Annotated in this window: 12 protein-coding genes; 6 read left to right on the top strand and 6 right to left on the bottom strand. The window is 37.5% G+C overall.

The window, feature by feature from the left end:
• Nucleotides 1-170: 170 nt before the first annotated feature.
• Nucleotides 171-635 carry a C-GCAxxG-C-C family protein gene (locus tag EUBC25_RS07125; protein ID WP_230107469.1) on the top strand — a complete coding sequence of 155 codons (465 nt, stop codon included), beginning with the start codon at nt 171-173 and terminating at the stop codon, nt 633-635.
• Between the two features lie 102 nt (nt 636-737).
• Here EUBC25_RS07125 and gyrA read toward each other — a convergent pair whose 3' ends face one another.
• The 6 genes from gyrA to dnaA all read right to left on the bottom strand — a co-directional run bounded on the left by gyrA (nt 738) and on the right by dnaA (nt 9,278).
• A complete protein-coding gene (gene gyrA, locus EUBC25_RS07120; RefSeq protein WP_230107468.1) occupies nt 738-3,221 on the bottom strand; it encodes a DNA gyrase subunit A in 2,484 nt (827 codons plus the stop codon).
• 38 nt (nt 3,222-3,259) lie between these two features.
• On the bottom strand, nt 3,260-5,194 hold the full coding sequence (gene gyrB, locus EUBC25_RS07115; protein WP_230107467.1) for a DNA topoisomerase (ATP-hydrolyzing) subunit B: 1,935 nt from the start codon (nt 5,192-5,194) through the stop codon (nt 3,260-3,262).
• 9 nt (nt 5,195-5,203) lie between these two features.
• Nucleotides 5,204-6,301, bottom strand: a complete 1,098-nt coding sequence (recF, locus tag EUBC25_RS07110; protein WP_230107466.1) for a DNA replication/repair protein RecF — start codon at nt 6,299-6,301, stop codon at nt 5,204-5,206.
• Nucleotides 6,291-6,500 carry an RNA-binding S4 domain-containing protein gene (locus tag EUBC25_RS07105; protein WP_230107465.1) on the bottom strand — a complete coding sequence of 70 codons (210 nt, stop codon included), beginning with the start codon at nt 6,498-6,500 and terminating at the stop codon, nt 6,291-6,293. The genes recF and EUBC25_RS07105 overlap by 11 nt, the downstream gene beginning before the upstream one ends.
• A gap of 19 nt (nt 6,501-6,519) precedes the next feature.
• Nucleotides 6,520-7,626, bottom strand: a complete 1,107-nt coding sequence (dnaN, locus tag EUBC25_RS07100; RefSeq protein ID WP_230107464.1) for a DNA polymerase III subunit beta — start codon at nt 7,624-7,626, stop codon at nt 6,520-6,522.
• A gap of 275 nt (nt 7,627-7,901) precedes the next feature.
• The gene (gene dnaA, locus EUBC25_RS07095) at nt 7,902-9,278 is read right to left on the bottom strand and encodes a chromosomal replication initiator protein DnaA (protein ID WP_230107463.1); all 1,377 of its coding nucleotides are present in this window, start codon (nt 9,276-9,278) and stop codon (nt 7,902-7,904) included.
• Between the two features lie 363 nt (nt 9,279-9,641).
• On the opposite strand from dnaA, the gene rpmH reads away from it, so the two are divergent.
• From rpmH to jag, 5 genes are all read left to right on the top strand, one after another.
• Nucleotides 9,642-9,776: a 50S ribosomal protein L34 gene (gene rpmH / locus EUBC25_RS07090; RefSeq protein WP_101695292.1), complete on the top strand. Its 135-nt coding sequence runs from the start codon at nt 9,642-9,644 to the stop codon at nt 9,774-9,776.
• Nucleotides 9,777-9,860: 84 nt separating this feature from the next.
• Nucleotides 9,861-10,199 carry a ribonuclease P protein component gene (gene rnpA, locus EUBC25_RS07085; protein ID WP_230107462.1) on the top strand — a complete coding sequence of 113 codons (339 nt, stop codon included), beginning with the start codon at nt 9,861-9,863 and terminating at the stop codon, nt 10,197-10,199.
• Between the two features lie 45 nt (nt 10,200-10,244).
• Nucleotides 10,245-10,457 (top strand): membrane protein insertion efficiency factor YidD, encoded by a 213-nt coding sequence (gene yidD, locus EUBC25_RS07080; RefSeq protein ID WP_230107461.1) that lies wholly within the window; start codon nt 10,245-10,247, stop codon nt 10,455-10,457.
• Nucleotides 10,458-10,512: 55 nt separating this feature from the next.
• The gene (locus EUBC25_RS07075; protein WP_230107460.1) at nt 10,513-11,586 is read left to right on the top strand and encodes a YidC/Oxa1 family membrane protein insertase; all 1,074 of its coding nucleotides are present in this window, start codon (nt 10,513-10,515) and stop codon (nt 11,584-11,586) included.
• 59 nt (nt 11,587-11,645) lie between these two features.
• Complete coding sequence (gene jag / locus EUBC25_RS07070; protein WP_230107459.1) at nt 11,646-12,458, top strand: RNA-binding cell elongation regulator Jag/EloR; 813 nt, start codon at nt 11,646-11,648, stop codon at nt 12,456-12,458.
• The last annotated feature ends 87 nt before the right edge of the window (nt 12,459-12,545 follow it).

Below are 12,545 nucleotides of genomic sequence, written 5' to 3'. Positions count from 1 at the left end.
ATAATCGAATGAATGACATGTTATTATATAAAATTGTGTATAAAATTACAAAAATACCCGGGGTATAATGCAATCTGACACGTAGTAAACTTAAAAAATGTTACGTCCCCAATTGCATTATACCCCGGGTCATTTTATAATTATCTTATCTACAAAAGGAGGTTTTTTCTATGACTACATCTATTGACATGGAACACCTGAAACAGGATGCTGTAGATATTTTCCATTCTGGTTTCACCTGTTCAGAATCTGTAATTTATGCGATTAAAAAAAATTTTGAATTGGATATGCCTGATGACGCTCTTGCCATGAGCACCGGATTTCCATGGGGACTTGGCGGAGGAGGCTGCATCTGCGGCGCTCTTGCAGGTTCAACTATGTGCATTGGCTACTTTTTTGGACGGACTAAGCCCGGTGATCCCAGCAATGGTTTCTGCTTCCAGCTATGCAATGAAATGCATGACTTTTTCAAGGAAACATGCGGCGGAACCTGCTGCCGTGTTCTGACAAGAGGTATGGAAAAAGATTCTCCGGAGAGAAAAGCTCAATGTACTAAATTTGTAATTGCCGCTGTTGAAAAAACTGCCCAGATCATTATCCGGGAATTTGAACACAGCAGATTTTACAATAAGTAAAAAAGATAAGTAAAAGAAAAAGCACCCTGCAAGTGAACAGCCATTAAATAGCGTATCAATTGCAGGGTGCTTTTATTTCTTTTTATTGATTACATCAATATTTTACTGCTCTTTTGTCTCCTCTTCCGAGTCATTATCATCTTCATCGCCTTTTCTCACTTTCGCGATGCTTGCAACTTTATCATTTTTCTGTAAATTAATAAGTTTCACTCCGGAGGTAATTCTTCCAAGTATAGATATACTTGCGCATTCCATCCGGATCACAATTCCTTCTGTATTGATGATCATAATCTCGTTTTCTTCATTTACTGCCTTAATGCCGACAACATTTCCTGTCTTTTCGGTGATCTTGTAGCATTTCACACCTTTTCCGCCTCTGTTCTGGGTAGTAAATTCATCCATAGAAGTACGTTTTCCCATTCCTCTTTCTGATACGATCAGAAGGTGTGTTCCCTGGGAATCAAGCTGCATTCCGATAATTTCATCATGATCTGTCAGATTCATTCCTCTGACGCCCATAGAAGTACGTCCGGTAGGTCTTACATCCTTCTCGCTGAAACGAATACACTGTCCGTATTTTGTAGCAAGAAGAACATCCCTGTCATTATCCGTATATTTTACTTCTATCAGTTCATCATCTTCCCGAAGTGTAATGGCTGCAAGCCCTGTCTTTCTTACATTGGCATATTCTTTCAGAGGCGTTTTCTTTACAAGTCCTTTTCTGGTTGCCATGAACAGATATTCTCCATCCCGATATTCATCAATCGGAATAACTGCTGTAATTTTTTCCTCCGACATAAGCTGAAGAAGATTGATGATCGCTGTTCCTCTGGCTGTCCTTCCGGCCTCCGGAATCTCATATCCTTTCAGTCGGTATACACGTCCTGCATTTGTAAAGAACATAATGTAGTGATGTGTATTTGTCATGAACAATTCTTCTACATAATCCGCATCAATTGTCTGCATTCCTTTGATTCCTTTTCCGCCCCTGTTCTGAGCTTTAAAGGTATCTTCTGACATTCTCTTGATATAGCCAAGTTTTGTCATTGTGATAACCACATTTTCTTTTGGAATCAGATCTTCCATAGAAATATCATATACATCAAAACCGATCTTTGTTTTTCTGTCATCGCCGTATTTATCGCGGATCACAAGAATTTCTTTACGGATCACTCCAAGAAGAATTTTCCGGTCTGCTAAAATAGCTTTTAATTCCTTGATCTGCTCCATCAGCTCATTATATTCTTTTTCCAGTTTTTCTCTTTCCAGACCTGTCAGAGCACGAAGACGCATATCTACAATTGCCTGTGCCTGCGCGTCTGAAAGATCAAACCGTTTAATAAGTTCTGCCTTAGCAATCTGCACAGTCTCAGAACCACGGATGATACTGATCACTTCATCAATATGATCCAGAGCAATAAGCAGACCTTTTAAAATATGAGCTCTTTCTTCTGCCTTATTCAGCTCATATTTTGTTCTTCTTGTTACAACCTCTTCTTGGTGAGCCAGATAATGATTCAGCATATCAAGAAGATTCATTACTTTCGGCTCATTATTTACCAGAGCAAGCATAATGACTCCGAAAGTATCCTGAAGCTGTGTATGTTTGTAAAGCTGGTTCAGAATGACATTTGCATTGGCATCTCTTCTTAGTTCAATACATACCCTCATCCCTTCCCTGCTGGACTGATCACTTAATTCTGTGATTCCGTCAATCTTTTTATCTCTGACAAGTTCGGCAATCTTCTCAATCAGTCTTGCCTTATTTACCATGTAAGGAAGTTCCGTAACAATAATCCGGCTTTTTCCATTTGGAAGAGTCTCTATATCTGTCACTGCACGAACCCTGATCTTGCCGCGCCCTGTCCGGTACGCCTCTTCAATTCCCTTTGTTCCGAGAATAGTGGCTCCTGTCGGAAAGTCAGGTCCTTTTATGATATTCAATATATCTTCCATTGTAGTAACGCCCTTGTCCTCAATCTGATCATCTATGATCTTCACAACAGCGTCAATAACTTCTCTTAAATTGTGAGGCGGAATATTTGTTGCCATTCCGACTGCAATACCGGAAGTACCATTTACTAAGAGATTTGGAAATCTTGACGGAAGTACAACAGGTTCCTTTTCCGTTTCATCAAAGTTTGGTGCAAAATCAACGGTATCTTTATTGATATCTGCAGTCAGCTCCATTGATATTTTACTTAACCTTGCCTCTGTATAACGCATGGCAGCCGCGCCGTCTCCGTCCACGCTTCCGAAATTTCCGTGACCGTCAACAAGAGGATATCTGGTTGACCACTCCTGCGCCATATTGACAAGGGCTCCATAGATAGAACTGTCTCCGTGAGGATGATACTTACCCATGGTATCACCGACGATACGGGCACATTTTCTGTGTGGTTTATCCGGCCCGTTGTTCAGCTCGATCATAGAATAAAGGATTCTTCTTTGCACCGGCTTTAATCCGTCTCTTACATCCGGAAGCGCTCTGGAAGCAATAACGCTCATGGCGTAATCAATATAGGATTTCTCCATTGTTTTTTTCAGGTCTACTTCCTGGACTTTATCAAAAATGTTATCTTCCATTCTTTTCTACCTTTCTGTCTGCTTATCAGGCATTCAAATTATATATCCAGATTCTGAACATATTTTGCGTTTTCCTCAATAAATTCACGTCTTGGTTCTACCTTATCCCCCATCAGGGTTGTAAAGGTCAGATCCAGCTCTGATGTTGTCTCATCATCCATCACCACTTTTTCCAAAATGCGGTGTTCCGGATCCATGGTTGTCTCCCAGAGCTGCTCAGCATCCATTTCTCCAAGTCCTTTGTAGCGCTGAATCTTATTATTTGAATCTCTTCCTACTTCCTGAAGAATCTTGTCTAATTCTTTTTCATCGTAGGCATACCAGATCTTTTTATTTTTTTCCAGCTTAAAGAGAGGAGGTTTTGCAAGATATACATATCCCTGCTTTATAAGCTCAGGCATAAATCTGTACATAAATGTCAAAAGCAGCGTACTGATATGTGCTCCGTCCACATCGGCATCTGTCATAATAATGATCTTATGATAACGAAGTTTTGAAATATCAAAATCATCATGGATACCTGTTCCAAATGCAGTGATCATTGCTTTTATCTCCGCATTGGCATAAATCTTATCCAGACGGGCTTTTTCCACATTCAATATCTTTCCTCGAAGAGGAAGGATAGCCTGTGTTGCCCTGTCTCTTGCCGTTTTGGCAGATCCTCCCGCGGAATCTCCCTCTACAATATAAATTTCGCAGTTTGCAGGATCCTTATCTGAACAATCTGCCAGTTTTCCCGGAAGGGACATTCCATCCAGAGCAGATTTTCTTCTTGTCAGATCTCTTGCCTTTCTTGCTGCTTCTCTTGCTCTTTGGGCAAGAACCGATTTTTCTATAGTGGTTTTGGCAATCGATGGATTCTGTTCCAGATAGATTTCCAGCTGCCTGCTCACTACATTATCCACAGCTCCTCTTGCCTCGCTGTTTCCAAGCTTTTGTTTTGTCTGTCCTTCAAACTGAGGCTCTTCAATTTTTACACTGACAATAGCTGTCAGGCCTTCTCTTATATCTTCTCCTGAAAGGTTTGGCTCGCTGTCTTTTAAAAGTTTATTTTTTCTTGCATAATCATTAAAGGTCTTTGTAAGCGCATTTCTAAAACCTACAATATGTGTTCCGCCTTCAGGAGTTGTAATGTTATTAACAAATCCATACGTATTATCTGTGTAGGAATCGTTATGCTGCATTGCAACTTCCACCTGCACGTTATTTACCATTCCTTCACAGTAAATAACATCCTCATAAAGCGGAGTGCTGCTTCTGTTCAAATACGTTACAAATTCTTTGATTCCCCCCTCATAATGAAAGGACTTTTCCACATCCCCGTCCTCTGGTCTGTGATCTGTCAACACAATTTTCAGGCCTCTGGTAAGAAACGCCATTTCCCGAAGCCTTCTTTTAAGCACATCATATTCAAAAACAGTTTCCTCAAATATAGTATCATCCGGCATAAAAGTTACCTTTGTTCCTGTCTTATCGGGATCGCATTCCCCGATCACTTCCAGTTTATTGATAACTTTTCCTCTTTCATAACGCTGTTTATAAATTTTTCCTTCATTACAGATTTCCACTTCCAGCCAATTGGAAAGAGCATTTACAACAGAAGCCCCTACTCCGTGAAGTCCTCCGGATACTTTATATCCTCCGCCTCCGAATTTTCCGCCGGCATGAAGTACAGTAAAGACAACTTCTACAGCCGGAATGCCTGCCTTATGATTAATTCCAACCGGAATCCCCCGCCCATTGTCAGTTACTGTAATGGAATTATCTTTATTGATTTCCACATAAATACTGTCACAGAATCCTGCCAATGCTTCATCTACGGAATTATCAACAATCTCATAGACAAGATGATGCAATCCTCTTGCAGATGTGCTTCCGATATACATACCGGGCCTTTTTCTTACAGCCTCAAGTCCTTCCAATATCTGAATTTCATCTGCACCATACTCATGCTGTACCTTTTCTGTACTCATAATATCCTCCTAGTTCTCCATTGTCACATGCCCCTGATGGACATGAAATACTTTATTAACAGAAAAACGCTTATTTACAAATTCATCTACTCCTGTACATGTAATCAAAGTCTGAATATCATGTATACTTTCTAATAAATAGTTTTGCCTGTATTTATCCAGTTCAGACAAAACATCATCAAGAAGGAGTACAGGGGTATCCTTTACAGACATTTTTACCAGTTCAATCTCTGAAAGCTTCAAAGAAAGAGCTGCCGTCCTTTGCTGTCCCTGCGATCCAAATTTACGTATATCTATTCCGTTTGTTACAAAACATATATCATCTCTGTGGGGACCGCATGTGGTACTTTTCATACGCATATCTCTTTCCCTGTATTTTTTCAACGAATCCAAAAGAGACATTTCTCCTGTATCAGGCTCATATGAAACCTCTATTTTTTCTGTATTTCCGGTTAATCTACAGTGAATATCTGAAATAATTTCATTAACTTGGTTAATAAATTTATTTCTTGTTTCTATTAATTTTTCGCCATATTCTGCAAGCTGGATATCCCATATATCCAATGTATCCAGAAGGCCTTTTTCTGTATGTTCCTGTCTTACTATATCTTTCAGCAAATGATTTCTCTGGTTTATAATACGGTTATAATTAGATAAATTACTAAGATATACTTTGTCAAGCTGTGAAAGCTCCAGATCGATAAATCTTCTTCTCTCTGAAGGACCGTTTTTTATAATATTTAAATCTTCCGGTGAGAAAAAAACAATATTTACAATACCAAACAATTCGCTGGCTTTTTTGATAGGCATTTTATTTATGGCAATTCCCTTTGGACTGTTCTTTTTCAGATGAATATCAATTTGATAAATAATTCCTCTTTTTTCGATAAATGCTTCAATATGCGCTTCATCCTGTCCGAAAAGAATCATGTCTCTGTCTTTTGTACCTCTGTGGGATTTTGTTGTCCCGCACAGGTAGACAGATTCCAGTATATTTGTTTTTCCCTGGGCATTATTTCCATAAAAAATATTAGTAGAATCATCAAAATCCAGATTCAGAATATCATAATTTCTGAAATTCTTGAGTTTCAAAGATTTAATCTTCAATTTTTATCTCTTCCCCGTTATAAGTAACAATATCTCCGGCATACAGCTTTCTGCCCCGTCTTGTATCGGTTTCACCATTTACCTTAACAAGGCCGTCCTGGATCACTTCTTTTGCTTCTACACCGGATTCTACAAGCCCGGCCGCCTTAAGCGCCTGTCCCAGCTTGATAAATTCATCCCTTAAATGTACAGACTGCATTTTTTATTCTCCTCTTCCCTTAAATCGCATTAAAATTTACAGGAAGAATCAGATAAATATAATTTTCTGCTTCATCCTTAATAAAACATGGCGCCTTTGCATTCATAAGATAAAGATCCACTTCCTCATCATCGATTACTCTTAAAGCATCGATCAAAAATTTAGGATTAAATCCGATCATAAGATCCTTTCCTTCTTTATGAATCATAATATCTTCATTCATAGAGCCCAGCTGTGATTTGATCCGAAGTTCCATAACTTCGTCACCAATATTAATAATAATTGGTTTTTTATCCCCTTCTTTTACAAGAAGAGTAGCTCTGTCAATACAATTCAAAAGCTCTCTTTTATTGATCCTTACCTTTGTTTCATAATCACTGGAAAGCATCTGATCGATCTTGAAGTATTCTCCTTCGATCAGTCTGGAAACAACAATAGTATTATCAAACTCAAATACAATATGATTATTTGTAAAGTACATACATACTTCACTTTCAGCTTCACCGGAAAGAATCTTACTGATCTCGATTAATGTTTTTCCGGGAACAACAATCTTTCTGTCTTCGCAAGGCTCTTTTAATTCAATTTTACGAATAGAAATACGATGGCCGTCCAAAGATACCACTCTTAAAATTCCATTCTGTATTTCAAACAATTCTCCTGTCATCAGTTTATTGCTTTCATTATCAGCAATAGAAAAAATGGTCTGTCTGATCACTTCTTTTAATGTAAACTGTGAAATTGTAACAGTCTCATTTTTTTCGATAATAGGAAGATAAGAAAAGTCATCTCCTGATTTACCGGAAATATCAAATTTAGCTTTCTCACAGGTAATTGTCATCTGAAGATTGTTATCTGTCTCAATCACAATTTCATTATCAGGAAGCTTTCTTACAATCTCTGAAAAGATTTTTGCATCAATGGCAATCATGCCATGTTCTATAATTTCTCCTTCTATCTCTGTCTGAATACCAAGTTCCATATCGTTGGCTGTAAGTCTTATGATATCCATAGTGGCATCGATAAGGATACATTCCAGAATAGGCATCGTTGTTTTAGAAGGAACTGCTTTAGATACAATACTGACTCCTTTTACGAGATTTGATTTATTGCATATGATTTTCATAGCTGTGTATAACTCCTTTCACACGCGAAGTAAATAAAAATATATATTATAATTTCGTCTTATTCTTAGTAGGGCTTTTGATAAGGTGGAAAACCCCTCTAAGGCTTTGTATTCAGGGATTTGTCACTTTAAAAAGTATGTGGAAACCATTTTATTTCCATGTGGAACTGATTTGGAAAACTCTGTTCATGTTACAGACAAAAAAGAAATCAAAATGTTAATCCCCAGCTTGTCCACATAGTTATAAACAAGCTTTCCACGAAAGATTCAAGCCTTTATAAAGGATTGATCTTCTTTTTAATGATATCTATTGTATTGTTAAGTGTTTCATTTTCTTCTATTTCAGATTTTATTTTATTTACGCCATGATTGATGGTGGAATGATCTTTTCCTCCAAGAATAATACCGATAACTTTCAATGATGTATCTGTCATGCTTCTGCAAAGATACATGAAAATCTGCCTTGGAACAGCAATTTCAGCATTTCTTTTATTGCTTTTTAAATCATCTATTGATATGCCGAAATGTTCAGATACGGTATCAAGAATAAGTTCCGGCGTTACTTCCCGCTGATTTTTGGAAGAAATGATATCCTTGAGAGCTTCTGCTGCAAGAGTGATATCAATTTCCCGCTGATTATTTTCCAGTTTGTAAAGCGCAATCAGTTTATTAAGAGATCCTTCCAGTTCACGTATATTTGTTTTTACATTTGATGCAATATACTCCAGAACATCGGCCGGAATGTTATACTTCTGTAAGGAATCCATTTCAATCTTTTTCTGAAGGATTGCCATTCTTGTCTCATAATCAGGAGTAGATATATCGGCAATCAGCCCCCATTCAAACCGGGTACGAAGTCTTGCCTCCAGCGTTTCAATATCCTTGGGAGGACGGTCACTGGAAATAATGATCTGTTTCCCGGCTGTATGTAAATGGTTGAAAGTGTGGAAAAATTCTTCCTGGGTACTTTCTTTTCCAATAATAAACTGAATATCATCAATAAGCAGAACGTCATTATTTCTATACTTATCACGAAAATCCGCCATAGAAGTTTCCTTTGGATTTTTCAGTGCGTGGATCAGTTCATTGGTGAAAGTTTCGCTCGTCACATACAGAACTTTTTTCTTTGGATTTTTTTCCAAAATAAAATGAGCAACGGAATGCATCAGATGAGTCTTCCCAAGTCCTACACCTCCGTAAAGGAAAAGGGGATTGTAAACTTCACCGGGAGATTCCGCTACCGCAAGAGAAGCAGCATGTGCAAAGCTGTTGTTTCCACCTACAACGAAAGTATCAAAAGTATATTTCGGATTCAGACCTGCCTTTTGTGCAGCTGATTTTGTTTTCTTCTTTTCAGAAGTTTTGGAGGCCATCTCCATAATTTCCTCTAATTGATCATCGTCCTCAGAAATGAATACCACCTCGTATTCTTTTTCCGTAATTTCTGCAATAGAAACGGTAAGAGGAAGTCTGTACTTTTTATCAATATATTCGACGCTGGCATTCATATTGACAAGAATAAATATCGTGTTGTCTACTACTTTATAAACCCTCAGAGGTTTTATCCAGGTATTAAAGGAAACATTGGATAATTCATGTTCAATCCTTAAATGTTCAATGATTTCCTGCCATTTTTCTTCTACGATGTTCATTACAATTAACTCCTAATCTATCTGCATTTCAGGCATTTTATAACAAAAACCACTCCCTTATATTCTACATCAAAACGGATATTTAAGCAATGAAAAAAGCTTGTGGATAACTTTTTGAAAATCAAATCTGTGTAAAATAAAGGATTTGGAAGATAAAAAAAATCAAAATTAACATATTATCCACAAAAAAATTAAAAGATATCCACAAATTGTTGATAACTTTACTTCCTATTTATATATATAAATTTTTCAAAATCGTCGGTTTTGCTTGACTTGCGGGGCTTTTTTGCATATAATCAAAACGATGTCTTTTAGAAATAAGCGGGAGTATTCCTGTGTAAAATATAAGGGAGGTGGATATCAATGAAAATGACATTCCAGCCAAAAAAGAGACAAAGAGCTAAGGTTCATGGTTTTAGATCAAGAATGAGCACAGCAGGCGGAAGAAAAGTTCTTGCTGCAAGAAGAGCAAAAGGAAGAAAGAGATTATCAGCGTAGGCCGCATATTTGTGGCCTTTTCTTCTCTTCTTAATTTTATAAGGAAAGTTTTTGGACTTCCCAGCTAAAAAAAGGGATCATAATATGAATTTTTCCGAATCATTAAAGAAGAATAAAGATTTTCAGTACGTTTATAAAAATGGAAGATCAAATGCCAACAGATATCTGGTTATGTATGTTATTGATAATTGTACGGAAAAAAACAGAATTGGAATTTCAGTGAGTAAGAAAGTTGGCAACAGTATAGTAAGACATCGTTTAACAAGATTGATACGTGAAAGTTACCGTTTGAATGAAGATATGTTTCTAAGGGGAAAGGACATTGTAGTTATAGCAAGAGCAGGATCGAAAGGGAAAAGCTTTAAGGAAATCGAGAGTGCCCTCCTGCATCTTTCCCGTCTTCATAAAATGGTACCCTCCTAGAAAATAAGAGAGGGTAATATAGATTCAGTAAATGGAGTGAAAGAGATGAAAAAGTTTTTGATAGGTCTTGTGAGATTTTATCAAAAATATCTTTCAGGAATGAAAGGATATTCTACCTGTATTTATTTTCCCACCTGTTCGCAGTATGCAATAGAAGCTTTGGAAAAATACGGAGCCCTCAAAGGGGGTCTTCTGGCAGTATGGAGGATCCTTCGCTGTAATCCATTTGCAAAAGGAGGATACGACCCGGTTCCATAGAATGATGGAAAGAGAGGTTGTAAAACGAATGACCATAAACGGAGGATAAGTAAATATGGAAGGTGTTGTGTTGACAGCAGCAAATTGGCCTATTGTCGGACAGATTGCATGGCTTTTGGGAAAGGTCATGAATGTTATCTATACAGTCTTAGATAATATTCTTCCTTCAGATGTAGGTCTGGTGGGATTATCAATTATTTTATATACTATTATTGTTTATATGATCATGATGCCGCTCACGATCAAACAGCAGAGAACGTCAAAAATGACAAGCGTTATGAATCCTGAGCTGACAGCAATAAGAAAGAAATATCAGAATAAAAGAGATCAGGCGTCACAGCTGAAAATGAATGAAGAAATGCAGCAGGTGTATGATAAATATGGAACATCCATGACAGGCGGATGTCTGACTATGGCGATCCAGATGGTTCTTCTGTTTGCATTGTATCCTGTTGTTTATGATATGGAAAGTTATGTTCCGGCAATCAAAAATGCAGCTGGTGATGTGCAGAAATTCCTTACTATTCCGGATCTGTCTCTTTCACCGATGCAGATGTTTTCTGAAAGAGCAGAAATAAGCAGTCAGTTTGGAGTTTCATCAGTAATTCTCATTGTAACGGCAATTGCACTTCCTGCCCTTTCTGTTCTGACACAGTATTTAAGTATGAGACTTTCACAGGCTATTTCAGGACAGGCAATGGATAAAGATAATCCAATGGCAGGAACAATGAAAACAATGAATATCACGATGCCGCTTATGTCATTGTTCTTTGTTATATCCCTGCCGGCAGGTCTTGGTATTTACTGGATCATCAGTGCAGTAGTACGTTGTATCCAGCAGGTGATCATTAACAGTCATCTGAAGAAAATGTCAGTGGAAGAACTGATTGAAAAAAATAAAGAAAAAGCTGAAAAGAAACGTGAAAAACGTGGAGAAAAGGCAGAAAAAATAAATGCCATGGCTCAGACAAATGCAAGAAGCATCCAGACAAAAGCAAAGACTTCAGTTATTAGTGATAAAGAAAAAGAAGAAAAACTGAAAAAAGCGGAAGAAAACAAGAAAAACGCAAAGGCAGGAAGTCTTGCTTCCAAAGCAAATCTTGTAAAGAATTATAACGAAAATAAATAAGAAATTCAGAAATGATCTTTTACAGGTTATTTTTGAGAAAATGTAGGGAGGGACATACTATGGATGAAATCACAGTATCTGCAAAAACACTTGATGATGCAATTACGGAAGCCTTGATCCAGCTTGGAGTAACAAGTGATCAGTTAGAGTACGATATTATCGAAAAAGGCAGTGCAGGATTTTTAGGGATTGGAATGAAGCAGGCTGTAATCAAAGCCAGAAGAAAACCTGAGAAAGAAAAAGAAGAAGAATTGTTGGAAGAAAGCATGGAAGAACTGGTAAAAGAAGCTGTTCCGTCCAATATTGATCTCGAAGTAGAAGAAGAGAAAGAACCTGTAAAAACAATCAAAAAGGAAACAAAGAAAGAAATAAAAAAAGATACTAAGAAAGCAGAAACTGAACTTGCCAAGGTAGAAGAAGGTACGATCAAAGAATGTGAGAAATTTCTTCAGAATGTACTTACTTCAATGGGAATGGAAGTAGAGATTCAATCATCCATTGATGAAGAAGGAGCCCTTAATATTGATATGAAGGGCGATAATATGGGAATCCTCATTGGAAAAAGAGGACAGACTCTGGATGCCCTCCAATATTTGACAAACAGAGTAGCAAATAAGATGCAGGCGGGATATGTGAGAGTAAAGCTTGATACAGAAGATTACAGAAGAAGAAGAAAAGAAACTCTTGAAAATCTTGCAAGAAATATTGCACACAAAGTAAAACGAACAAGAAAAGCAGTTTCACTTGAACCGATGAATCCATATGAAAGAAGGATCATCCACTCTGCTTTGCAGGCGGATAAGCATGTAACAACACACAGTGAAGGAGAAGAGCCGTATCGCCGCGTAGTTGTAACACCAGTGAGAAAGTAAAGGGGCAGGGGTTGTAAAACCCCTGCTTTTTTATTCAATAGGAAACTTCGTTCTTCAAATAGGAAGATTTATTTGTTTCAATAATAT

The organism is Claveliimonas bilis, from assembly GCF_020892095.1.
Lineage (GTDB): Bacteria > Bacillota > Clostridia > Lachnospirales > Lachnospiraceae > Claveliimonas > Claveliimonas bilis.
The sequence above is the reverse complement of the archived record's forward strand: the minus strand, read 5'-3'. Positions and strand labels throughout refer to the sequence as shown.

Coding starts and splice junctions, on each gene's coding strand:
- gyrB (WP_230107467.1), bottom strand. CDS start 5,194: ATGAGTACAGAAAAGGTACAGCATGAGTATGGTGCAGATGAAATTCAG.
- rpmH (WP_101695292.1), top strand. CDS start 9,642: ATGAAAATGACATTCCAGCCAAAAAAGAGACAAAGAGCTAAGGTTCAT.
- gyrA (WP_230107468.1), bottom strand. CDS start 3,221: ATGGAAGATAACATTTTTGATAAAGTCCAGGAAGTAGACCTGAAAAAA.
- EUBC25_RS07125 (WP_230107469.1), top strand. CDS start 171: ATGACTACATCTATTGACATGGAACACCTGAAACAGGATGCTGTAGAT.
- EUBC25_RS07105 (WP_230107465.1), bottom strand. CDS start 6,500: ATGCAGTCTGTACATTTAAGGGATGAATTTATCAAGCTGGGACAGGCG.
- yidD (WP_230107461.1), top strand. CDS start 10,245: ATGAAAAAGTTTTTGATAGGTCTTGTGAGATTTTATCAAAAATATCTT.
- rnpA (WP_230107462.1), top strand. CDS start 9,861: ATGAATTTTTCCGAATCATTAAAGAAGAATAAAGATTTTCAGTACGTT.
- EUBC25_RS07075 (WP_230107460.1), top strand. CDS start 10,513: ATGGAAGGTGTTGTGTTGACAGCAGCAAATTGGCCTATTGTCGGACAG.
- jag (WP_230107459.1), top strand. CDS start 11,646: ATGGATGAAATCACAGTATCTGCAAAAACACTTGATGATGCAATTACG.
- dnaA (WP_230107463.1), bottom strand. CDS start 9,278: ATGAACATCGTAGAAGAAAAATGGCAGGAAATCATTGAACATTTAAGG.
- dnaN (WP_230107464.1), bottom strand. CDS start 7,626: ATGAAAATCATATGCAATAAATCAAATCTCGTAAAAGGAGTCAGTATT.